The organism is Mesorhizobium sp. B3-2-1, assembly GCF_006439515.1.
In the GTDB taxonomy this organism is placed as follows: Bacteria; Pseudomonadota; Alphaproteobacteria; order Rhizobiales; family Rhizobiaceae; genus Mesorhizobium.
In genome coordinates, this window is sequence record NZ_VFTI01000002.1 from 139,601 (window position 1) to 161,344 (window position 21,744).

General features: G+C 63.2%; 23 protein-coding genes. 10 read left to right on the forward strand and 13 right to left on the reverse strand.

The window, feature by feature from the left end; translation table 11 throughout:
• Positions 1 to 27: 27 nt before the first annotated feature.
• Together FJW08_RS02520 and FJW08_RS02525 are read right to left on the reverse strand one after the other, a co-directional pair.
• Positions 28 to 558, reverse strand: a complete 531-nt coding sequence (locus FJW08_RS02520) for a gluconate 2-dehydrogenase subunit 3 family protein (RefSeq protein ID WP_140808582.1) — start codon at positions 556 to 558, stop codon at positions 28 to 30.
• A gap of 80 nt (positions 559 to 638) precedes the next feature.
• Complete coding sequence (locus tag FJW08_RS02525; RefSeq protein ID WP_140757543.1) at positions 639 to 1,034, reverse strand: VOC family protein; 396 nt, start codon at positions 1,032 to 1,034, stop codon at positions 639 to 641.
• A gap of 230 nt (positions 1,035 to 1,264) precedes the next feature.
• Between FJW08_RS02525 and FJW08_RS02530 the strand changes: the two genes are divergently transcribed.
• Positions 1,265 to 1,564, forward strand: a complete 300-nt coding sequence (locus FJW08_RS02530; RefSeq protein ID WP_140701458.1) for a ribbon-helix-helix domain-containing protein — start codon at positions 1,265 to 1,267, stop codon at positions 1,562 to 1,564.
• Here FJW08_RS02530 and FJW08_RS02535 read toward each other — a convergent pair.
• Together FJW08_RS02535 and FJW08_RS02540 are read right to left on the reverse strand one after the other, a co-directional pair.
• Positions 1,561 to 2,274, reverse strand: coding sequence for a DeoD-type purine-nucleoside phosphorylase (locus FJW08_RS02535; RefSeq protein WP_140808584.1), 714 nt, complete (start codon positions 2,272 to 2,274; stop codon positions 1,561 to 1,563). The two genes, FJW08_RS02530 and FJW08_RS02535, sit on opposite strands and share 4 nt — an antisense overlap.
• Before the next feature lie 86 nt (positions 2,275 to 2,360).
• Positions 2,361 to 4,937 carry an ATP-binding protein gene (locus tag FJW08_RS02540; protein WP_140808586.1) on the reverse strand — a complete coding sequence of 859 codons (2,577 nt, stop codon included), beginning with the start codon at positions 4,935 to 4,937 and terminating at the stop codon, positions 2,361 to 2,363.
• A gap of 329 nt (positions 4,938 to 5,266) precedes the next feature.
• Here FJW08_RS02540 and FJW08_RS02545 point away from each other — a divergent pair, with 329 nt between their 5' ends.
• The gene (locus FJW08_RS02545) at positions 5,267 to 6,013 is read left to right on the forward strand and encodes a flagellar biosynthetic protein FliO (protein WP_140808588.1); all 747 of its coding nucleotides are present in this window, start codon (positions 5,267 to 5,269) and stop codon (positions 6,011 to 6,013) included.
• 135 nt (positions 6,014 to 6,148) lie between these two features.
• On the opposite strand, the gene dksA is transcribed toward FJW08_RS02545, so the two are convergent.
• Positions 6,149 to 6,565, reverse strand: coding sequence for an RNA polymerase-binding protein DksA (gene dksA, locus FJW08_RS02550; RefSeq protein ID WP_006202025.1), 417 nt, complete (start codon positions 6,563 to 6,565; stop codon positions 6,149 to 6,151).
• A gap of 275 nt (positions 6,566 to 6,840) precedes the next feature.
• On the opposite strand from dksA, the gene FJW08_RS02555 reads away from it, so the two are divergent.
• The 4 genes from FJW08_RS02555 (at position 6,841) to FJW08_RS02570 (ending at position 10,656) form a co-directional block, all read left to right on the forward strand.
• Positions 6,841 to 7,344: a histidine phosphatase family protein gene (locus FJW08_RS02555; RefSeq protein WP_140757547.1), complete on the forward strand. Its 504-nt coding sequence runs from the start codon at positions 6,841 to 6,843 to the stop codon at positions 7,342 to 7,344.
• Positions 7,345 to 7,420: 76 nt separating this feature from the next.
• Positions 7,421 to 8,899: a YcjX family protein gene (locus tag FJW08_RS02560; protein WP_140808590.1), complete on the forward strand. Its 1,479-nt coding sequence runs from the start codon at positions 7,421 to 7,423 to the stop codon at positions 8,897 to 8,899.
• A complete protein-coding gene (locus FJW08_RS02565; RefSeq protein WP_140808592.1) occupies positions 8,896 to 9,981 on the forward strand; it encodes a TIGR01620 family protein in 1,086 nt (361 codons plus the stop codon). The genes FJW08_RS02560 and FJW08_RS02565 overlap by 4 nt, the downstream gene beginning before the upstream one ends.
• A 123-nt stretch (positions 9,982 to 10,104) precedes the next feature.
• Positions 10,105 to 10,656, forward strand: a complete 552-nt coding sequence (locus FJW08_RS02570; protein WP_140808594.1) for a hypothetical protein — start codon at positions 10,105 to 10,107, stop codon at positions 10,654 to 10,656.
• 121 nt (positions 10,657 to 10,777) lie between these two features.
• Here FJW08_RS02570 and FJW08_RS02575 read toward each other — a convergent pair whose 3' ends face one another.
• The 3 genes from FJW08_RS02575 to FJW08_RS02585 all read right to left on the reverse strand — a co-directional run bounded on the left by FJW08_RS02575 (position 10,778) and on the right by FJW08_RS02585 (position 13,480).
• A complete protein-coding gene (locus FJW08_RS02575; RefSeq protein ID WP_140808596.1) occupies positions 10,778 to 11,044 on the reverse strand; it encodes a hypothetical protein in 267 nt (88 codons plus the stop codon).
• 178 nt (positions 11,045 to 11,222) lie between these two features.
• A complete protein-coding gene (locus tag FJW08_RS02580; RefSeq protein ID WP_140808598.1) occupies positions 11,223 to 12,431 on the reverse strand; it encodes an MFS transporter in 1,209 nt (402 codons plus the stop codon).
• Positions 12,432 to 12,490: 59 nt separating this feature from the next.
• Positions 12,491 to 13,480: an AraC family transcriptional regulator gene (locus FJW08_RS02585; RefSeq protein WP_181182823.1), complete on the reverse strand. Its 990-nt coding sequence runs from the start codon at positions 13,478 to 13,480 to the stop codon at positions 12,491 to 12,493.
• Positions 13,481 to 13,643: 163 nt separating this feature from the next.
• Here FJW08_RS02585 and FJW08_RS02590 point away from each other — a divergent pair, with 163 nt between their 5' ends.
• Complete coding sequence (locus FJW08_RS02590; protein ID WP_140808600.1) at positions 13,644 to 15,479, forward strand: monovalent cation:proton antiporter-2 (CPA2) family protein; 1,836 nt, start codon at positions 13,644 to 13,646, stop codon at positions 15,477 to 15,479.
• A 15-nt stretch (positions 15,480 to 15,494) separates the two neighbouring features.
• On the forward strand, positions 15,495 to 16,040 hold the full coding sequence (locus FJW08_RS02595) for a DUF924 family protein (protein WP_140808602.1): 546 nt from the start codon (positions 15,495 to 15,497) through the stop codon (positions 16,038 to 16,040).
• Between the two features lie 10 nt (positions 16,041 to 16,050).
• Here the strand turns inward: FJW08_RS02595 and folK are convergent, their stop codons facing one another.
• The 3 genes from folK to folP are packed head-to-tail and all read right to left on the reverse strand — an operon-like array spanning position 16,051 to position 17,758.
• Positions 16,051 to 16,563 carry a 2-amino-4-hydroxy-6-hydroxymethyldihydropteridine diphosphokinase gene (folK, locus tag FJW08_RS02600; protein WP_140808604.1) on the reverse strand — a complete coding sequence of 171 codons (513 nt, stop codon included), beginning with the start codon at positions 16,561 to 16,563 and terminating at the stop codon, positions 16,051 to 16,053.
• Positions 16,547 to 16,906 carry a dihydroneopterin aldolase gene (gene folB / locus FJW08_RS02605; RefSeq protein ID WP_140701472.1) on the reverse strand — a complete coding sequence of 120 codons (360 nt, stop codon included), beginning with the start codon at positions 16,904 to 16,906 and terminating at the stop codon, positions 16,547 to 16,549. Before folB ends, folK begins: the two co-directional genes overlap by 17 nt.
• A gap of 3 nt (positions 16,907 to 16,909) precedes the next feature.
• A complete protein-coding gene (gene folP, locus FJW08_RS02610; protein WP_140808606.1) occupies positions 16,910 to 17,758 on the reverse strand; it encodes a dihydropteroate synthase in 849 nt (282 codons plus the stop codon).
• A 114-nt stretch (positions 17,759 to 17,872) separates the two neighbouring features.
• On the opposite strand from folP, the gene FJW08_RS02615 reads away from it, so the two are divergent.
• Positions 17,873 to 18,493, forward strand: coding sequence for a DUF922 domain-containing protein (locus FJW08_RS02615; protein WP_181178407.1), 621 nt, complete (start codon positions 17,873 to 17,875; stop codon positions 18,491 to 18,493).
• A gap of 222 nt (positions 18,494 to 18,715) precedes the next feature.
• A complete protein-coding gene (locus FJW08_RS02620) occupies positions 18,716 to 20,197 on the forward strand; it encodes an MDR family MFS transporter (RefSeq protein ID WP_140808608.1) in 1,482 nt (493 codons plus the stop codon).
• Here the strand turns inward: FJW08_RS02620 and FJW08_RS02625 are convergent, their stop codons facing one another.
• Positions 20,198 to 21,229, reverse strand: a complete 1,032-nt coding sequence (locus FJW08_RS02625; protein ID WP_140808610.1) for an NAD(P)/FAD-dependent oxidoreductase — start codon at positions 21,227 to 21,229, stop codon at positions 20,198 to 20,200.
• A gap of 90 nt (positions 21,230 to 21,319) precedes the next feature.
• Positions 21,320 to 21,640 (reverse strand): 2Fe-2S iron-sulfur cluster-binding protein, encoded by a 321-nt coding sequence (locus tag FJW08_RS02630; protein WP_140757559.1) that lies wholly within the window; start codon positions 21,638 to 21,640, stop codon positions 21,320 to 21,322.
• Positions 21,641 to 21,744: the final 104 nt, after the last annotated feature.

Below are 21,744 nucleotides of genomic sequence, written 5' to 3' on the forward strand. Positions count from 1 at the left end.
AATTGAATGCGGTTGCGCGCAGTGAGGTCAGAGCCATTCGATGTCGCTGAAACCGCGCGCGATATAGCCGCCTTTGGAGTAGGATTCGCCCTCGTAGCCGAAGATCGGCCAGACCTCCTTCTGGTTATAGAGGCTGACGACGAGGCCGCCGCGCACCGCCTGAAAGAAAGGCGAGCTCTCGATGTCCCGAAGCAGCGCCACACGTTGCTCTTCCCAGCCGAGCCCGCGATAACCGCCCTCGCCGGCTCTCTTGTCGAGATCGGCGATGCCGTTTTCGATCAGCTCCTTGTGAGCCGGGTCCTTGGCGGCCATCTCGTCATGGCCCTTGACCGCAACGGCATAGTATTTGTCGGGAACCTGATCATGCGGATAGACGTCGCGCGCCATCTGGATCAGCGTCGCCATGGTTTCAGGCTTCAGCGCCGATGTCTCCAGCCCCCAGGCGTGTTCTGGGCTGATAACGGCACTGCCGGCAATGACGAGCAGCGCGCCGATACCACTGCGTTTCAAGAGTTCGCGACGTGAAAGTCCGGGCTTTCCGTCATAGATCGTGACCATGTATTCCTCCCTGCTTGCTATTTGCACTCCGTAGGAGCGCCGTTGCTGGCTGCGCCCTTGCCGGTGCGCTGTGATGTCCCTTATTGGAAGCGCCCTCCGCGCTGCAGGACCTCGATCTTGTAGCCGTCGGGATCCTCGATGAAGAAGAAGCGGGCGATGAGCGCACCGTCGCGGTTGAATTCGACGATCTTCTTCGGATTGAGGCCGAGAGCGCCGAGCCGGTCGTGCTCGCTGTCGAGATCGGCGACCGAGACCGCCAGGTGGCCATGGCCGTCGCCCAGCACATAGGGCTCCTGCCGCCCCTTGTTGACGGTCAGTTCGACCTCGAAAGGTGCATCGGCATTGCTGAGGTAGACCAGCGTGAAGGTTTCGAAATCCAGCCGTTCGGCGACCTCCAGGCCGAATGCCTTGGTGTAGAAATCGATGGAGCGGGCATCGTCGAGAACCCGGATCATGGTGTGGATTGCCTTCGCCAAATCAGACTCCGCAGCTTCGTGCTTTCGAGGCTGATTATGCGCGCCTGCGAAGAAAGGTGGTGGCAGCCGATTACCACGCATGAGATTGGAAAAACCGATATGTCCCCATCCTAAGGACGAAAGTCTGCTTGCCGTTGACGACCGTCCGGTCGATGATGAAACCGCAGGCAGTGTTCAAAAGGCACCGACCGCCCGTCGGTGCCCAAGACCAACAAAAACGGGAGGTAACGATGTGCAGAGTCTTTGCCGCACAAGATCCGGAAGGCTATCGCCAGATCAACCGGTCGATCCGCATCGACGGACATTCGACCAGCATTCAGCTCGAGGCCACGTTCTGGGCCTTGCTTGACGAAATCGCGGAAAGCCAGAATCTGACAACGCCGAAGTTCATCTCGAAACTCTACGACGAAGCGATCGAGATCAACGGCGAAATCCCGAACTTCGCGTCGATGCTGCGCACCACTTGCGCACTCTATCTGCGCGGCCACCGGCCATCCATGGAGGAGGTGCTGAAGCGCGAGGCCGCCTAGCGCCCTGCCGTGGCAATTTCGAGCGCCAGGCGGCTCATGTCGGTGAAAAGCTCCTGGCGTTCGGAATAGTCGGTCTGTTCGCCGGTGACCAGATCGTCGACGACGGTCAGCAGCGACAATGCCCTCGCGCCGAAATGCGCCGAGATGCGATAGAGAGCGCTGGTTTCCATGTCTACGGCCAGCGCTCGGAGCGCCCTTGCGTCGGCATAGCGGGCGCGCGCTTCAGGATGGTAGAATATGTCGGTGCAGGCTGTCAGGCCGGCGTGGTGATCGATGCCGAGTTCGGCTGCCTTGGCCAATGCGCAAGCGAGCAGCGCCGGATCCGGGCCGACATCAGCTTCGTAAAGGCCGAAGACCCGACCGCTCTCGGTGTTTTCAGGCCGTGCCGATTGCGAGATCACAAGGCTGCGCAACCTTGCCTCGGCGCTCAGGCTACCACAGGTGCCGGTGCGGATCAGTGTTCGGGCGCCATAATACTCAAGCAATTCATGGGCATAGATCAGGAACGACGACACGCCGATACCCGTCGCCTGAATGCTGACAGGCTTGCCGCGAAACGAGCCGGTAAAACCAAGCGCACCGCGACGACGATTGACGCAGCGAGGCGCGTCCAGGAATGTCTGCGCCATCCACTCCGCGCGCTGCGGGTCGCCCGGCAACAATACCGTGTCGGCGTAGTCGCCTTTGCCTGCCTCGATGTGTGGCGTCAACAGCTGCTCCCCCGAGCCCGCCTGCCGTATTGTCAATAATCATGGCGTTGTTACGGCGTTGTACAAGGGCGCAGCATCAGAAATACCTAAGCTTCAAGCACATCCTTCACGATCGTGGCCAGTTGCTTGAGCGAGAACGGCTTTGGCAGGAAGCCGAAATGCGCCTCCGCCGGCAGGTTCCTGGCGAACGCGTCCTCGGCATAGCCGGAGACGAAGACGAACTTGATGTCCGGCTGACGTTTGCGCAATTCACCGAGCAGCGTCGGCCCGTCCATTTCCGGCATCACCACGTCGGAAACGACGATATCGACCTTGCCGCCGAGCGCTTCGAACACTTCCAGCGCCTCGACGCCCGAGGACGCCTCGTGAACGGTGTAGCCGCGCGAGGTCAGTGCCCGCATGCCGCCCATGCGCACCGCGTCCTCGTCCTCGACCAGCAGCACCGTGGCCGACCCGGACAGGTCCTTGGCATTGTCGACCGGTTTGGCCGGTGCCGCGGCCGGCGCTTCGCCGGGTTCGGCTGCCTTTTTCGCTTCAGCGACGTGACGCGGCAGGAAGATGCGGAAGGTCGATCCCTTGCTGAGTTCGGAATCACAGAAAATGAAACCGCCGGTCTGCTTGATGATGCCGTAGACCATGGACAGGCCAAGGCCCGTGCCCTTGCCGACCTCCTTGGTGGTGAAGAACGGCTCGAAGATCTTCTTCAGCACGTCGGGCGCGATGCCGCTGCCGGTATCCTCGACTTCGACCACCACATAGTCGGCCGCGGTGAGTTCGCGATAGGGAAAGGTCTTGCACTCCTCGGCGGTCACGTTGCGGGTGCGCACCGTAAGATCGCCGCCGGCCGGCATCGCGTCGCGCGCGTTGACCGCCAGGTTGACCACCACTTGCTCGAACTGGCCGATATCGACCTTGACCGGCCACAGGTCGCGGCCATGGTCGATCTTGAGCTTGATGTCGTTGCCAACGAGGCGGGCAAGCAGCATCCTGAGATCGGCGAGCACGTCGGTGAGGTTCAGCACTTCCGGCCGCAGCGTCTGCTTGCGCGAGAAGGCCAGCAACTGTCTCACCAGGGAGGCCGCGCGATTGGCATTCTGCTTGATGTTCATGATGTCCGGGAAGGACGGATCCGACGGCCGGTGATTGGTCAAAAGCAGGTCGGATGCCATGATTATGGCGGTCAGCACATTGTTGAAGTCGTGCGCGATGCCACCGGCGAGCTGGCCGACGGCCTGCATCTTCTGGCTTTGCGCCATCTGCCCTTCGAGCGCCTTCTGCTCGGTCGTCTCGACAGCGTAGACGATGGCCGATTCCTCGGCTCCTTCGCCGCCCGTGCCGTCGGCGACGGCGTTGACGTAGAAACGGATATGCCGCTCTTCATTGCCGGGCAGAACGGTGTCGATCGGATCGATATCGGCCTGCCGCTGCCGGGCTTTCTCGAACGCGGCGGCAAAGGCCGGCCGGTCGCGGTCATGGATCACCGTATCGAGCCGCACACGGCGATCCACGGCATCGCGGTCGACGACCGAGGAAAACAGCGACAGGAATGGTGCGTTGGTGCGCAGGATGCGCCCGCCGGCATCGACGCCGGCGATCGCCATCGGTGTCGAATTGAAGAAGCGGGTGAAGCGCACTTCCGAAGCCCGCAGATCGGCCGAGGCATCCTCGCCTTGCGTGCGGTTGAGCACGATGGTGCGCGTCGGCCCGCCGACACCTTCGCGGCTGGCGGACACGCGATGCATGAAGCGTACTGGCAGCGCCTCGCCGGTCATCGTCGTCAAGTCGAGATCGATGACCGCATTGCGCGTCGTTCCGGGGTCCGCCTTGACGGAGCGCACAAGCGCCATGCCGTCGCCGGCAACGATATCGGGCAAGGTGACGGCTCCGGGCGTGAAGCTGGCAAGGTCGATGCCCAGCCATCCGGCGAGCGTGGCGTTGATGTAGGTGACGCGGCCGTCCTGGTCCGCCGAAAAGAAACCGGCCGGTGCGTGGTCGAGGTGATCGATGGCTTTCTGCAGGTCGAGGAAGAAACGCTCCTGCTCGGCCCGCTCCTGCGAAATATCGGCGAGCTGCCATGCCAGCATCGGCAAGCGCTGGCCCGGAACGCTGAACGTGCGGGCGCGTGCCCGGTACCAGCGGGCGCCCGGTTCGGCGCCGGGCCGGATCGATTGCGCGAGCCGGAACTCGCCATCGCCCGGTTGTCCGTCACGCAGTCCCGACGCCAGCCGATAGATGGTCACCGAGGCCTCGGGGACATCCGAGAGCAATCCTTCGACCGTCTTCAGGTCGGCAGCCGAGGCGGCTCCGGTCATATCGGCATAGGCTCGGTTGGCGTAGATGACGCGGCCCTTGGTGTCTGTGACCAGCAGGCCTTGCGACATCGAATCGACGAAAGCCTTGGACAGTTCGTCACCCGTCGAGCGCGGCGTGATCTGCACAAAGCCGATCGCGGTCGCGAACAGGAAGCCGACGCCGATCATCGCCAGCACGCCGAGCATGCCAAGCAGGAAGGGATCGCCGAGGCGCTCGCGGAAAAGGCCGAAGACGACGGCCGCGCCCGTCAGGACGACGATGAAGATGACAAGCCGGGTGACCGCGCCCGGTCGCGTATTCTGGTCGACGATCGGTACCGGATAGAAATCGGCGCGCGCTTCCTTGGCCATATGCCCCCTGCTCGTGAAATCCGAGTTTCCGACACCCGCCCCTAATGCATATCGCCCAAAAGTGACTTCGGTTTTGGGAAAACGACATGCATGAAAAACAAGGACCTGAAGCGCGTCGCATGAATCCGTTTCAGCGCGACGCGCTTTAGCCGGTTGAATCACATTCTCCTAGTCCGGAAAAGGCCCGTGCGGCAAATGTCGGATAAAAATGATGTCGGCCGGCCTTCGAGTGTTTCAAGCCTGTTCACGATGCGTGAAAGGCAACTTGCCGTAGCCAGTCGCAACGGTCTAGTGTCGCGTCACTTTCCAAAACCGATCAGGGGAAACCAATGCAGTGGCTGGATAGCGTGGCGGGTCCCGGTTATGCGGCGGCACTCCTGTGGACTTTCGCGGCGCTGATCCTGCTGGTCATCGTTCTCATCATCGTCAGGCTCGTGCGCAACCTGACCTTCGGCACGTTTGTCGCCGGCGGCCGCAACCGCAAGACGCGGCTCGCTGTCATGGACGCCACCGCCGTCGACAGCCATCGCCGACTGGTGCTGGTGCGACGCGACGACATCGAACATCTGCTTCTGATCGGGGGCCCGACCGACGTCGTTGTCGAACGCGACATCCGCCTCGCCGCGCCGCGCCGTCCGGCGTTGACCGGAGATGGCGGCCTGCAGCCCGTCCCGGCGGCCGCGGTCCCGGCCGCGAAGCCGCGGCCGCCGCAGCCCGCTGCCGCGCCTCCCCGACAAGCACCCGCACCGCAGCCGGTGGCAGGGCCCGCCCGCCAGCGTCCGGCTGCGCCACCACCGGCGCCCACGCCCGCGCCGAAACCAGCGACGCAAAACTACCAGTCGACCAATGTCACGCCGCTGCCTGCCTATGGCTCCGCCAACACCAATGGCGCCAGGCAAGCGCCACCGCCGCCGAGGCAGGACAGCATCGACGACACGCTGATGAAGGAGCTCGAGGTTTCGCTGGACCAGCCCCGGTCCGGCGCCTCGACAGGCAAACCGGCGGCCAAGGCTCCGCCGTCGCTCGACGATGAAATGACCAGGCTTTTGGGCGAACTCTCGAGCCAGAAGAAATGATTTGCACCTGGACCGCCCGCCAGTGAATTGAACTGGTCGACGTTCAAGCGCGCTTGGCCTGTTGAAGTGCGCGGCGACATCGAACAAAAATGGCCGGAAAACCGGCCATTTGGAAATCAATGCGGAGGCGATCTATCAGTCGTCGCGATAGACTTTTTCACGGCGCTCGTGCCGCTCCTGCGCTTCGATCGACAAGGTAGCGATCGGGCGCGCGTCGAGCCGCTTCAACGCGATCGGCTCACCGGTCTCCTCGCAATAGCCATAAGTGCCTTCGTCGATGCGCTGCAGCGCCGAATCGATCTTTGAGATGAGCTTCCGCTGACGGTCGCGGGCCCTGAGCTCGATGGCGCGGTCGGTTTCCGAAGAGGCGCGGTCGGCGAGGTCGGGATGGTTGGCGTTTTCCTGCTGCAGGATTTCGAGGGTTTCGCGCGCTTCGCGCAAGATGTCATTTTTCCAGGTGACGAGCTTCAGGCGGAAGTAGGATTTCTGCCGTTCGTTCATGAACGGCTCGTCTTCGGAGGGTACGTAATCGGCGGTAACGATGTCGTTCATTCGACTCACCCAACTGCCCCAAATTTGGCGCCTATATATTCGTCGCCTGACGCCTGTACAAGCGCAATCAGCGGCTGTCTCACGCAATTGTTAAAGTGCGTCCGCCGCCTTCTCCGGAGGGGGATGGGTCTGTTTTGATGGCGAAAGTAGGACGATCTTCACCGCTCGCCCCGCAAGTGATTCGCCGCACTGAAGAGCGCGCACCATTGTGCGTGAAGCTTTTCTCGTGGCTAATCGCGGCGGGACATCGGCTCTCGGGCGTCATTGGAGGTTGGGTGAGCAGGCTTTATCTGTTGCGACACGCCAAGGCCGGCTGGGCCTTGCCGGGCATGCGTGATTTCGATCGTCCACTCGACGCATCCGGCCGCGCCGATGCCGAAAAGATGGGGACCGCGATGCGATCCCGTTCCTATGTGCCGGACCTGACGCTGTGCTCCAATGCCAAACGCGCCAGGGAAACGCTCGAGGGGCTGGCCAGCCAGACAGACACGGGCAAGGTGCTGTTTTTCGACTCGCTCTACAGCGACGACGCAGCCGGCTATCTCCGCCTCGTCCGGGATCATGGCGGATCCGGCTCATTGCTGGTCATAGGCCACAACCCGATGACGGAGGATCTCGCCATGGCGGTTTCGGGCGATGGTGGCGAGACGGCGCGGGCAATGCTCAATCATGGCTTTCCGACCTCGGGCCTCGCGGTCGTCCGTTTCCCCGGCAACCTGGCGAAAGCGGCCCAGGGAGCGGGCTATCTCGAAGCGTTCCTGACACCGGTCGATCTCTGATGCCGATTTCCGGCGCCATTTCAAAGCCGGGTTCCAGCGCCTATATCGAGCGGACGCAAGTCCGAGAGATCATATTTTGGCATCATCGCTGACCACCTTCACCGACGAGGCAAGAATTGCCCTCGACACATTGTCGGGACGTGCCACCGGACTTTTTTCTCCATCGCTGCGTTTGGGTGTCACGGGTCTCTCCCGCGCCGGCAAGACCGTCTTCATTTCGGCCTTCGTCCACAATCTGATCCACGGCGGACGCCTGCCGCTGTTCGAGGCGCAGAAATCGGGGCGTATCGCGCGCGCCTTCCTCGAACAGCAGCCCGACGACGCCGTGCCGCGCTTTCAGTACGAGGACCACATCGCCGCTTTGGTCAACGATCGCGTCTGGCCGGACTCGACCCGCGCCATTTCGGAGCTGCGGCTGACGATCGAATATGAATCGGCCTCCGGCTGGAGCCGCATGTTCTCGTCAGGCAAACTGTCGGTCGACATCGTCGATTACCCCGGCGAATGGCTGCTCGACCTGCCGCTGCTCGGCAAATCCTTCGCCGATTTTTCGCGCGAGGCCCTCGAAATGGCCACGCTGCCGGTGCGCGAGGAGCTTTCGCGGGACTGGCGAGCGATCTTGGAGGAAATCGACCCGAATGCCGACGCCAACGAAATGACGGCACGCCGGCTGGCTGAAAGCTTCGCCGCCTACCTCAAGGCATGCAAGCTGGACGAGCGGGCGCTTTCCACCTTGCCGCCCGGACGTTTCCTGATGCCCGGCGACCTCGAAGGCTCGCCCGCGCTGACCTTCGCGCCGCTGGCAGGCCTAGGCGACAGGCGCGCGCGCAACGGTTCCCTGCACGCCATGATGGAACGACGCTACGAGGCCTACAAGACACATGTCGTCAAACCGTTCTTCCGCGAGCATATCACCCGTCTGGACCGCCAGATCGTGCTCATCGACGCCATGCAGGCGCTGAACGCCGGGCCTGGTGCCATGGCCGACCTGGAGCGCGCCGTCACCGAGATCCTGAGCTGTTTCCGTCCCGGCCGGGGCAGCTTCCTCACCGACCTTTTCTCCCGGCGTATCGACCGCATCCTGGTTGCAGCGACCAAGGCCGATCATCTGCATCACGAGAGCCATGACCGGTTGCAGGCGATCGTGCGGCGCCTTGCCGACCGCGCCGTGGCGCGGGCGAATTTCACTGGCGCCGATGTCGACGTGGTCGCCATGGCGGCGATGCGCGCGACCCGCGAAGGCACCGTAGAGCAGGGCCGCGAAACGTTGCCTGTCATCATCGGCACGCCGATAGCCGGCGAGAAGATCAATGGCGAAACATTCGACGGAAAAACAGAAACAGCTATATTTCCTGGAGATTTACCGGAAAACATTGATGCTGTTTTCGACCTTTCGGGACCGGACCCCAGGCAGGACTCCACGGACCCGGCAATCCGCTTCGTCCGGTTCCGCCCGCCGAAACTCGAACGCACGGCCGAAGGTGTCACGCTGTCGCTGCCGCATATTAGGCTCGACCGCGCCTTGCAGTTCCTGATCGGAGACCACCTGGCATGACCGCGCCCCGCAAACCGGCGGCATTCCGTATCGAGCCGGAAGCCGCGCCGAAACAAAACGCGCCACAAGCACGCCAGCCCGAACCGTCGCGCAGACCGCGCCCGATGAAGGCCGATGTGGCGCTGGTCATCCCGGCGGAGGTCGACGTCTTCGACGAACCGGAGATGATTGCCGCCGAGCCGCCGCCGTCGATCGCCCCCAGAAAGCGCTCGGTTCTCGGCAGCATCTTCTTCGGCGCCGCCGGCGTGCTGGTTTCGCTGGCTGTCGGCCTGTGGACCGACCAGCTGATACGCGATCTCTTTGCCCGCGCCGAATGGCTGGGCTGGCTGGCCGCCGGCATGGCGGCGATTGCGCTGCTGGCGCTTCTGGTGATCCTGATACGCGAATTCCTGGCGATCGCCCGCCTCGCCGAGGTCGAAAAGCTGCAGAAGCGCGCGCTCGATGCCACCGCGCGCGACGATCCGAAGGCAGCACGCGCGGTGGTCGACGAACTGTCGGCCTTTGTCGCGGCCAAGCCCGAGACCGCGGCCGGCCGGCGCGCGCTGGCCGAATTGCGCGGCGAGATCATCGACGGCGCCAATCTGGTGCGCCTGGCGGAAGCGGAAATCCTCGGTCCCCTCGATGTCAGGGCCAAGGTGATGATCCTCGAGGCCGCCAAGCGCGTCTCTCTGGTGACGGCGGTCAGCCCGCGCGCGCTCGTCGATGTCGCCTATGTCGTCTTCGAGGCCGGGCGCCTCATCCGCCGGCTGTCGGAACTCTATGGCGGACGGCCCGGAACGCTGGGTTTCTTCCGCCTGGCGCGCAGCGTGCTGGCGCATCTGGCGGTCACCGGCTCGATTGCCGTCGGCGACAGTTTTGTCCAGCAGATCGTCGGCCACGGCCTGGCTGCGCGCCTCTCGGCAAAGCTCGGTGAGGGCGTCGTCAACGGCATGATGACGGCGCGCATCGGCATCGCGGCGATGGAGACGGCGCGCCCCCTGCCCTTCAGCGCCGCCAGGCGCCCGGGACTGGGCGACTTCCTCGCCGCACTGACATCGTTCGCGACCAAGAAAGACGCCGAAACAGCCGGCCCCGGCAAATAGCGTCCGGCTCTTTGGGACGCTGCTCGGATCGCGGTTTCGAAGGCTCCCGGTGACGAAGCATTAACCAATCTTCTTCATGGTCAAACCGGTTTCAAACAGCCTCGTTGTTGCCGGGTGTCGTCGATGAAAAGCGTAATTCTGTCCAGCATCCTGCCCCTGGTGGTGGCGAGCACAGCGGCCGCCGGTATTGCCTCCGGGGCTTGCGCCGGAGAGCCGGACAAGCAGTTTTTCCAGTCAGCCGAAGGCAAATGGGTCGGCCCCGGCGAAATCGTCGCCGGCAAGTACAAGGGTACGAAATTCAACTGCAGCTTCACCGGCTCCACGCCCGACGGCAAGATGGGCATGACGCTTGACGGCGGTTGCCGGGTCGGCGTGTTCACCCAGCCGATGTCGGCCAGGATCGAGCGCAAGGGCCGCGACTACAAGGGCTCCTTCATGGGTGGCTCGGCCGGCGCCGGGCTCGATATCATCGGCGGCAACGTCGTCGACGCCCGCAAGGTGGTCTTCACCATCAATCGCAACCAATTGCGCGGCGTCATGCAGGCACGCATTCCCGACGACAATTCGATGACGGTGACGGTCGCCGTGCGCGTTCAGGACCAGTTGGTGCCGGTCATCGGTATGAGCCTGAAGCGGGTCGATGCCGTCGAAGTCGGCTCCATCGCGCCGAACTGAGCACACCCCGCCTCTATTTCTTTACGAAATTCCGGACACTTTTCTTGGAATTGCTCGAAATACCCCCACAAAGAGGCGGCACCCCATCGCCACCGCCTCCTTTGAGCAGACGAACCGGGCGTCAGCCCTTGATCGCGGCGGTCACCTCGTCATACGCCTTGCAGGCGTCGGCCAGGGTCGTGGAGCCCTGATACTTGGTCGTCACCGCCTGGACCTTGGCGGTCAGGTCAGCCGCCTTGGTCGGATCCTTGGTGATCGCCTCCTGCAGCGCGGCGGCCATGTCCTGCGCCTTCTTGGTCGCCATCTCGGTCGTGCATTCCGGCGCCTTCGAACAGGCCGAACCGGCAAGCACCGCCAGCCCGACGGCGACGAGCAAAAACTTCTTCATGTCAGTCATCTCCTCAAAAGGGTGCGACTTGATCGCCGCTCACCCCCAATGGCCGAAGCCGAGCGTGCTTAGCCTTCGACTGTGGCAAGATGCAACGCGTTACCGACGTCAACTTGTGTAAGCGCCTGCAACATCGCCAACGGCCGGATTCAGGCTACTGCGTCGGCGGCGGCAAAGTTCAGCTGCGCGGTTGTAGCAGCGCCAAGACGGCCGTCGATGCGGCAAGGACGGCAGTCGCAGTCAAAGGCGCTGTCGGGCCGTAAGTGTCCACAACATAGCCGCCGACAACCGCGCCGATGGTGATGGCGACCTGAAAGGACGCGACCATCAGGCTGCCCGCTGCTTCCAGCGCGTCCGGCGCCGCGCGAGACAGATTTGTCGGCAGCACCACCGGCGCCATGCCGAAGGCGAAACCCCATAGCGTGGCGAAGCCAAAGGCAACGCCGATGTGCACGCCCCAAAGCACCAATGCCAGCGCCGCGAACGCCATCAATGCGGCCGTAACCACGAGAGCCACGAGGATATTGGCGTCGGCCATGCGGCCACCGGCAATATTGCCGATCACAGCCGCGATGCCGAATCCAAGCAACGCCAGGGCAATTGGCCCGGTCGCAAGGAGCGTCACGTGTTCGAGAAACGGACGCACATAGACCGAGCCGGCAAAATGCCCTGTCATCAGCAAAAGGATAGCAAGCATACCGAGTTGAATGCCACGCCGCCGTGTCAGGCGAAGGACGTCTGCAAGACTATTGCTTGCCGTTGCAGGCAAGGTCGGCAGGCTGAGTAACTGCAGCAGCATGGCAAGCAAGGCCAACCCCGCCGTCATGGCCATGGCGCTGCGCCAACCCAGCCAGTCGCTGATCAACGCGCCCATCGACGGTGCGGCAATTGTTGCGAGCGAGACGCCGAGGGTGACGATAGCCATGCCCCGCCCCGTCGCATTGGCGCCAACCAGCCTCGCCACGACGGCTACCGAAAGTGCCCAGAAAGCGCTGAGAGCGATCCCCAGCCCGGCCCGGCCCAACAATAGCAGCCAGAAATTGGGCGCCAGCGCCGCAAGAATGTTGGAACCGACCGCCAAGGCCATGAGGCCGACAAGCACCGTCTTGCGGTTCAATCGGCCGATGAGGACATTGCTCAACATGGCCGTCACGGCGCCGACGGAGGCGGTGGCGGTGACCACCTGCCCGGCCGTCCCCTCGCTGATGCCGAGATCGCGCGCCATCGGCGTCAACAGACCTGCCGGCAGGAATTCGGCGGACACCAGCGCAAAGCTGGTGGCCGCCAACGAAAGGACCGCGAACCATGTGGTTGCGCTCCATGTGGCCGGCGCGGCCGCATCAAGGTCTATCGCCGCGTCTTCAAGCTGTAATGTTGTGTCAGTCACGGAAGGATCTCCAAAGTTTGGAGATCTTCATAAACGACTCTTTCCGGATGATATGTATCTTAAAATCCGAAATTCATATCTATTCGTCCGGGAATTGTGCGACGCACAACGCCCGGCGAAACATTGGTGATGCGCTTGAAGGCGCGAGCGAAGGACGCCTCGGAATCATAGCCCAGGCGGGTGGCAACCTCGGCCACCGACAAGCCGTTTTGCCCCAACAACTCGCGGGCAAGCTGCATGCGCAGACGGGCTAGATAGCGTGCCGCGCCTTCTCCCAACACGGCACTGAAGCGCTCCGCGAAAATCGAGCGAGATTGGCCTGCCAGGCCGGCGAGGCTTTCGAGCGTCCAGTTATGGCCGGGGTCTCTGTGCATGGCTGCCAGAGCGCGGCCAATATGGGGGTCGCGGATGGCCGCGAGCCAACCGGAGGTCGAAGCCCCCGTGCAATTGACCCAGCAACGAATGAGCCGGGCTGTCAGCAAGTCCGCCATCCGAGACAAGATGGTGGCGCTGCCCATCTGCGGTTGCGCGGCTTCCGCGGTCATAGCCGCCAGTAAAGGACCAACGACCGGGTCATTGCCGGCCACGTCGCAACCCTTGATGATGGGCGGCATCAACGTAATCAACGGGTTTAGCGCACAGGCACCCAAGGCCATCGAGCCGCAGAAAAGGGTGCTTGTCGCGCCCGTGCCTTCCCGCACCACTTCGCAGACGTTGCCCCCCAACTTGGTCACCTGGCAACCCTCGAGCGAGTCGCCCACGACGTCCGGCGCACTCGCCAGCCGATGGGCGATACCTTGCGGCAGCAGCACCAGATCGCCATCGCGCAACTCCTGCCAGCCTTGCGCTTCGGTATGAATCCAGCATGGACCCTGACCAACAAAGTGGAAACGAAGCAGCGATTGTTGCGGAAATTCTATGCTCCAAGGATGTCGGAGCTCGCAGCGGCCATAATTGACTCCACTCAAGCGAAAGTCCTGTAGAACTTCGCTGAGCGCATCCATCGGGATGTGAGGCGGGGGACCCGGCCGGGACGAATGGTCAGTCATCCCGCCGATATAGATACCAAACGTCCGGCAGGCAAGCGGAGACCGCTGTTCCACCAGGGGAATCGCTTCAACGGCACCCCCTGCCTGTCCTGGCAGGCTCCCCGCCCTTGCCTCCCGCTCCAACTGCATGCAAGGAGTGCTGTCGGACACAGGGACAAGAGGCATGGCAGCGGAAGCATCGGGCAGCGATCTAGTTCAGGTGGTGGCGTTGTTGGCGGCAGGCGTGGTGGCCGTCCCGATCTTCAAGCGCATGGGTCTCGGTTCGATTCTCGGTTACCTGGCCGCCGGCGCGGTGATCGGCCCGTTCGGCATCGGCGTCTTTTCCGAATCGGGAGCCATCCTCCATGTCGCCGAACTCGGCGTCGTCATGTTCCTGTTCATCATCGGCCTGGAAATGCAGCCATCGCGGCTGTGGGGCCTGCGCCGCGAGATCTTTGGGCTTGGCGCGCTCCAGGTCGGGGTCTGCGCGGTGCTGCTGACCGGTGTCGGCATGGCCGGAGGGTTTCCGATCGCGCAATCATTCGTCGCCGGCGCCGGTTTCGTGCTGACCTCGACGGCCATCGTCATGCAGCTTCTGGAGGAGCGCGGCGAAATCGCCTCGCCCAAGGGCCAGCGCATCGTCTCCATCCTGCTGCTGGAGGATCTGGCCATCGTGCCTCTGCTCGCCCTGATCGCCTTCCTGGCGCCCGGCGGTGCCGATACCAGCCTGTCGGAGCGGCTGACCGAGGTCGGTATCGGCATCGCCGCGATCGTCGGACTGGTGGTGGCGGGACGCTACCTGCTCAACCCCTTCTTCCGCATCCTGGCGGATGCCCGTGCACGCGAGGTGATGACGGCCGCGGCTCTGCTGGTCGTGCTCGGGTCGGCGCTCGCCATGCAGCTCAGCGGCCTGTCGATGGCGATGGGCGCGTTCCTGGCCGGCGTGCTGCTTTCGGAATCGACTTTCCGCCATCAGCTCGAAGCCGACATCGAGCCGTTCCGTGGAATCCTGCTCGGCCTGTTCTTCCTTGCGGTCGGCATGTCGCTCGATCTGCATGTGGTGGCCGCGAACTGGAAGCTGATCGCCATCTATGTCGTCGCCTACATGGTGATGAAGGCCTTCGGCATCTACATCGTCGCCCGCATCCTGAAATCAGGCCACCGCGAGGCGCTCGAGCGCGCGGTCTTCATGGCGCAAGGCGGTGAATTCGCCTTCGTGCTCTATTCCGCGGCCGCCGCAGTCGGCATCATCGACGGCCAGGCAAACGCGACGCTGACGGCGATCGTCATCATCTCCATGGTGCTGACGCCGCTTGCGATCATTGCCTTGCGCTATTTCACGCCGCGCGACGAGCAGTCGCTGGACGGCGTCGAAGTCGCCGACGGCCTGACCGGCAGCGTGCTGATCATCGGCTTTGGCCGCTTCGGCCAGATCGCCAGCCAACCGCTGCTCTTGCGCGGCATCGACGTCTCGATCATCGACAATGATGTCGAGATGATCCAGGCGGCCGCCGATTTCGGCTTCAAGGTCTATTATGGCGACGGCACGCGGCTGGACATCCTGCACGCCGCCGGGGCCGGCCGCGCGCGGGCCGTGCTCATCTGTGTCGACAAGCCCGACGCCGCCATCCGCATCGCCGAACTCGTCAAGGCGGAATTTCCCTTGCTTACGGTGCTGGCACGTGCGTTCGACCGCGGCACGGCGTTGCAGCTCATCCGCGCCGGCGTCGATTATCAGTTGCGCGAGACCTTCGAATCGGCGCTCGTCTTTGGCGGCTCGACGCTGGAAGCGCTGGGCGTTGACCCCGAAGACGTCGCCGAAACGATCGAGGACGTCAGGCGCCGCGACACGGCCCGCTTCGAGACCCAGCTCGCCGAAGGCATCCGCTCGGGACAGCGTTTCCTGAAAGGCAATATCGGCACGCCAATCCCGACTCCGCTCTCCACGCCCCGCCGTCCTGGCCAGGCGCTCAACGAGGAAACGGCCGGCGTACTGCATAAATCCGAACCGGCGGATTGAACGAGGGAATCAGGCATGGAATTGGATAGCAGAGCCCTGTCGGTGACCAAATTCTGGCGCGACGCCGGCGAGGATGCGTGGTTCGAAAAGAACAACGCTTTCGATGCCGATTTGCGCGACCGCTTCCTCGACCTCCATTACGCTGCCGCCCGCCGCGAGTGCGACGACTGGTCAGGACATGCGGAAGGCTCGCTGGCGCTGATGATCCTGCTTGACCAGTTTCCGCGCAATTGCTTTCGCGGCACCGGCCATATGTTTGCGACCGATCCACTGGCAAAGCATTTCGCGCAAAAGGCGGTCGCTGCCGGCCACGATTTGGCGCTGGAACCGGAGGTCCGCGTATTCCTCTATTTGCCGTTCGAACATTCGGAAAATCTTGCCGACCAGGACCGGTCGGTCGAACTTCACACGGTCAGGGCCGAGTTCAATCTGAAATACGCTCTGGAACACCGTGACATCATCCAGCGCTTCGGCCGCTTCCCGCACCGCAACAGAATGCTCGGCCGCGAGACGACGGCTGAGGAAAAAGCATTCCTGGACGACGGTGGTTTCTCGGGCTGATACCGCCGTTCTAGGCCACCCACCAATCCTGGCCGGATGGCAGCCGCTCGATGCCGGCCGCATCGACCGAGCCCAACCGATCGACAACGCGTTTGCCGTCTACGGTAAGGTCCGGCGCGATCTCGGCCAGCGGCGCCAGCACGAAGGCGCGCTCCAGCATCCGCGGATGTGGCACTTCCAGGCCCGTTTCATGGATGATGCGGTCGCCGAACACCAGGATGTCGATGTCGATCAGACGCGGCCCCCACCTCTCCTCGCGCACGCGTTTGAGCTTTCGCTCGGCATCGAGGCACAGGTCGAGCAATGCCCGCGGCGACAGCCGCGTCGACAATTCGGCGGCCGCGTTGAGGAAATCCGGCTGGTCGAGCTTGCCCCAGGGCGGTGTCCGATAGAGCGAAGAAACGGCGGCCACGTCAGTATCTGGATCGGCGTCAAGCAGGCGCAACGCAGCCCCCATCGACTTGGCCGGATCGCCCAGATTGCCGCCGAGGCTCAGATAGACGGTGTTACTCGGGCCAGACAACGGTCACCTCGACGTAATCGAGCACGCCAGGCACCGGCGCATTGGGCTTGCGAACGGTGATCTCGGCTTTCCTAATCTGGGGAAAGCGCCCAGTGAGAGCCTTTGCGACTTCCAAGGCCAAGGCCTCGATCAGGAAGCGCCTGTGTCCGGTGATGATTTCCTCGATGACGGTGAAGGCAACGCCGTAATTGACCGTTTCCCCGATGGCGTCATCGACGAGCGCGCGTCCGGGCTCGACGGTGAGCGAGGCATCGACATAGAAGCGCTGACCGAGCGCTTCTTCCTCATCCAGCACGCCGTGCCGGGCAAAGAAGGCGCAATTCTTCATGCGGATGACGTACATGGCTCAGCGTTCCGATCCGGTTTCCCGCGCCAGCATAGCATCCGCCACGGCCAGCGCGTCCACGTTGATTGCGACATCATGGACGCGAAACAGATGCGCGCCCTTGAGTCGGAGAATGACGCTGGTCGCCGCTGTCCCGGCAGCCCGGTCGGCGGCGTCGCGACCGGTGACGGTGCCGATGAAGCGTTTTCGCGACGTGCCGGCCATCAGCGGGAAGCCGAGTGCGCAGAGCTCGGAGAACCGCGCCATCAGGTCGAGGTTTTCCTCCGCGGTCTCCTTGGCGAAGCCGAAGCCGGGGTCCAGCACGATGTGGTCGTCGGCGACACCCTGCCCGCGCCCGATCTCCAGCGATTTTCCCAGGAACGCCAGCTGGTCGGCGATCACGTCGGGCAGCTTCTCGCGATCCCGGCCGGTATGCATGATGACAAGCCCGGCGCCGGTTTCGGCCGCCACCCGCGCAATGTCGGGTTCGCGCTGCAGACCCCAGACATCATTGACGATGTGCGCGCCGGCAGCCACCGCGAGCCGCGCTGTCTCCGCACGATAGGTGTCGACCGAGATCAGCACGTCGCCGGCATGCGCCAGTGCTTCGATCACGGGCAGGATACGGGCCTGCTCCTCGCCGGCCGAGATCGCGGCTGCGCCCGGCCGGGTCGATTCTCCGCCAACATCGATGATCGCGGCGCCTTCCCCGATCATGCGGCGCGCCTGGACCAACGCGGTTTCGGGAGCATCAAACAGGCCACCATCGGAGAAGCTGTCCGGCGTGATATTGAGGATGCCGACGACCACGGCCTTGCCGCCAAGCTCGAGATGACGCTCATGTGCCAGCTGCCATCGCCTCGCCGTCATTGCGCATCAACCATGGGTTCACCAACCAAGGGGCCATCAACGATGTGTGATCCGCATCGGATCAGTTCCGTTGCGCCGGCAAAGGCCGTAAAGCAAGGTGACCGAAGAGGCAACATGATGACACGATCCCTGCTCTGCGCACTGCTGCTTACCGTCGCCGTTCCGGCGGATGCGGCTAATCTGGTGAAGACATACAGCTATTTCGCCATTGGCGGCAGAACGCTGGAGGATATTGAGCAGCAACTCGCCAAACACGGGCCGCAGGTCAAAAGCACGGGGTCGCGCCACCCTGGCGCCACCCAGATGGCCTTCACGACACGCATCAGCTACGCCAGCCAGTCCGGCTCCTGCCGGATCGCCGACGCGGTCGTCACCGTCAAGGTCAAGGTGATCCTTCCCGAATGGCGCCGCCCGCGCAAAGCCGACGCCGATGTGCGGCTGTTCTGGGATACATTGTCGGCCGACATCAAGCGCCATGAAGACCGCCATGTCGAGATCGCCAAGAACCACGGCCGCGCATTGGAAGATGCGCTCAAGGCGACCTATCCGCAGAAGGATTGCGATGCGGCAAAAGCCAAGGCCGCCGAGATCACGGCGGCTGAGCTTGCCAGACACGATCAGGACCAACTGCGGTTCGACCGTGTCGAAGGTGTCAATTTCGAAAGCCGCATCCTGCGGCTGATGCGCTACCGGATGGAACGCATCGGAAGTGGCCAATTGCAGCCGCCGACCTGAATTTCCTCGCCGCCTCCGTTCGCCAGGGTCCAAGCCAACCGGGTGGAAGCGTAGAGCCAGTTTCGATTTTTTTTCGAGCACCAGGCGAAATCGGCCTATACGGAACGACATATCCAGGGTTGCCACGGGCACGAACTGGAAGCACGGGCATCACGATCGATCGTGACGCGGATGCACCAGGCAGACCCGATGCGGCAGCGCAAAGCGCGTGGACGAGAAGACATGGACCAGGCTGTCGACAAGCAGGCCGTGGCGGCGGCGAGCGCGCCGCTGACAGAAAGCGAAAAGAACGCCATCATCGGCGGCGTTCTCCTGTCGATGCTGCTGGCAGCCCTCGACCAGACCATCGTCGCGCCCGCCATGCCGACCATCGGGCGCTCGCTCGGCCATGCCGAATACCTGCCATGGATCGTCACCGGTTATCTCTTGACCGCAACCGCCGTGGCACCGCTCTACGGCAAGATTTCCGACGTCCATGGGCGTCGGCCGACCGTCTACGCGGCAATCCTCATCTTTCTCGCCGGATCGCTGGTCAGCGCACTGGCCCCCAACATGTTCGTCCTTATCCTGGGGCGCGCGATCCAGGGGGCCGGTGGCGGTGGCCTTTTCGCGCTGACGCAGACCGTGGTCGGAGACCTCGTCCCGCCGCGCGAGCGGGCGCGCTATGCAGCGTGGTTCTCAGGCACCTGGGCCGTCGCCAGCGTCGCCGGTCCGCTGCTGGGCGGCACTTTTGCCGAGCATCTGCACTGGTCACTCATCTTCTGGATCAATATCCCGCTGGGCTTTGTTGCGATGGCGATCATCAACAAGCCGCTCAAGAAGCTGCCGATCGTGGCCAAGAATCACAGCATCGATGGTCTCGGCGCATTGCTGCTCATCGTCGCCACGGCGCTGTTGCTGCTGGCGCTGAACTGGGGCGGCAGCGCCTATCCCTGGTTATCGCCGGAAGTCATTGGTGTCCTGGCGTGCTCCGTGCTTTTCTGGGGCGCCTTTGCCCTGCGGCTGACGCGGGCGGCCGAACCGCTCATTTCGCTCGAGGTACTGGGCAACCCGATCGTCCTGGCTGGCACTCTGTCGATGTTCCTGCTCCAGGCCTCCAGCGTCGGCCTCGCCGTCTATCTGCCCGTCTATCTGCAATCGATCCTTGGCCTGACGGCCAGCGAATCGGGCATTGCAATGCTTGGCCTTCTGCTTGGAACCGTGGCCGGCGCCGCTTCCAGCGGCCGCCTGATACCGCGCTTCATCCACTACAAGCGCATCGCCATGGTCGGCGTCATCTTCGCCATCCTGTGCATGGGCCTGCTGGCCTTTGTCGCCGGCCATGCATCGCTGCTTATCGTCGAAGTCCTGACCGTCTGTATCGGACTGGGGACGGGGACGACATTTCCGGTAACCACCGTATCCGTGCAGAACGCCGTCGACCGCATGCATCTTGGCGTAGCGACGGGAGTGCTGACCTTTCTGCGTTCGCTCGGCAGTGCATTGGGGGTCGCGATGCTCGGCGCCGTCGCTCTCGGATTTGGGTTGCCGCTGGCCGGCGAAGGCGTCGAGGTGGCTGGACATGTCGTATCGGCCGAGCCCTTCGTGATGATCTTTCTCGTCGCGGCCGGCACTCTGGTACTGGGCCTTATCACGCTGACCCTGATGCCTGAGAAAGAACTTCGAGGCCACGTCGACGATCCGGCGCCGATCCTGCCGGAATAATTAGCCGGAGACGCCGAGCTTCTTCTGCAGGCTGGTCGACGAAGTCGTATACTGGAACACGATGCGTTCGCCGGGGCTGATGACGCGCTTGGCGGCCTGCGCCATCAGCGCCACCTCGTGGAAACCCGACAGGATCAGCTTCAGCTTGCCCGGGTACCAGTTGATGTCGCCCACCGCGAAAATGCCGGGCACCGATGTCTGGAATTTCTCGGTGTCGACCGGGATCAGGTTCTCATTGAGATTGAGCCCCCATTCCGCGATCGGGCCGAGCTTCATGGTCAGGCCGAAGAACGGCAGCATGCGGGTACAAGGCACCTCGATGTCGCCATCCGGGCCGCCCTTGATGGTGGCCGATGCCAGTTGGCCATCGGCTCCAGTGAGCCCGGCCACCTGGCCGACCTTGAATTCCAGCTGCTTCATCTCCTGCATGGCGTACATCTTGTTGACGCTGTCGGGCGCCGCGCGAAACTCCGCCCGCCGGTGAACGAGTGTCACGCTCCTTGCCACCGGCTGCAGGTTCAGCGTCCAGTCCAGCGCCGAGTCGCCGCCGCCCACGATGACCAGGTCATGGCCCCGAAAATCCTCCATCCGGCGGACCGAATAGAAAACGCTCGTGCCTTCATAGCCTTCGATGCCGGGAATTGGCGGGCGCTTCGGCTGGAATGAGCCGCCGCCGGCGGCGATCACCACCACCTTGGCCTCGAACACCTCGTTCTCGTCCGTGGTCACGCGAAAGCCGCCGTCGTCCAACTTTTCGAGACTGGAAACCATGCGGTTGTAGGTGAAGTCCGGCTTGAACGGCGCAACCTGCTCGAGCAGCTTGTCGACGAGCCCTTGCGCCGAGATCGAAGGCCAGCCGGGAATGTCGTAGATCGGCTTTTCCGGATAGAGTTCCGCGCATTGGCCGCCGGGCTTGTCGAGAATGTCGATCAGATGGCACTTCAGGTCCAGCAAGCCGAGCTCGAACACGGCGAACAGGCCGACCGGCCCTGCCCCGACAATGAGGACGTCTGTGCTGATGATCCCGGTCATTGATGCGCCTCGCTGCGAAAGTCCGGGCGAGACTGCATGACCATTGCCCCGCTGCCAAGCGTCAGCGGGAAAAATCGCCGATGCTGGATTTCAGCCCTGACGTTCGGGCACCCGCACGATCAGGCCGTCGAGTGCGTCGCGCACCTTGATCTGGCACGACAGGCGCGAGTTCGGCTGGACCTCATAGGCGAAGTCCAGCATGTCTTCTTCCATCGCCTCGGGCTCACCGACTTCTGCCGTCCATGCCTCATCGACATAGACATGGCAGGTCGCGCAGGCGCAGGCGCCGCCGCACTCCGCCTCTATGCCAGGCACGGCGTTGCGGATGGCATTTTCCATGACCGTCGAGCCGTTTTCGGCATCCATGTCGAAATGTGTGCCGTCATGGGCGATGAAGGTCAGTTTGGTCATTTGTCACCTGAAAGGAATTTCGCCCGAGACGAAAGGAATTTCGCCCGGGACGAAAGCGAGTTTCGCCCGAGATAATCACTCCGGCAAACAAGTCAACTGCCGCG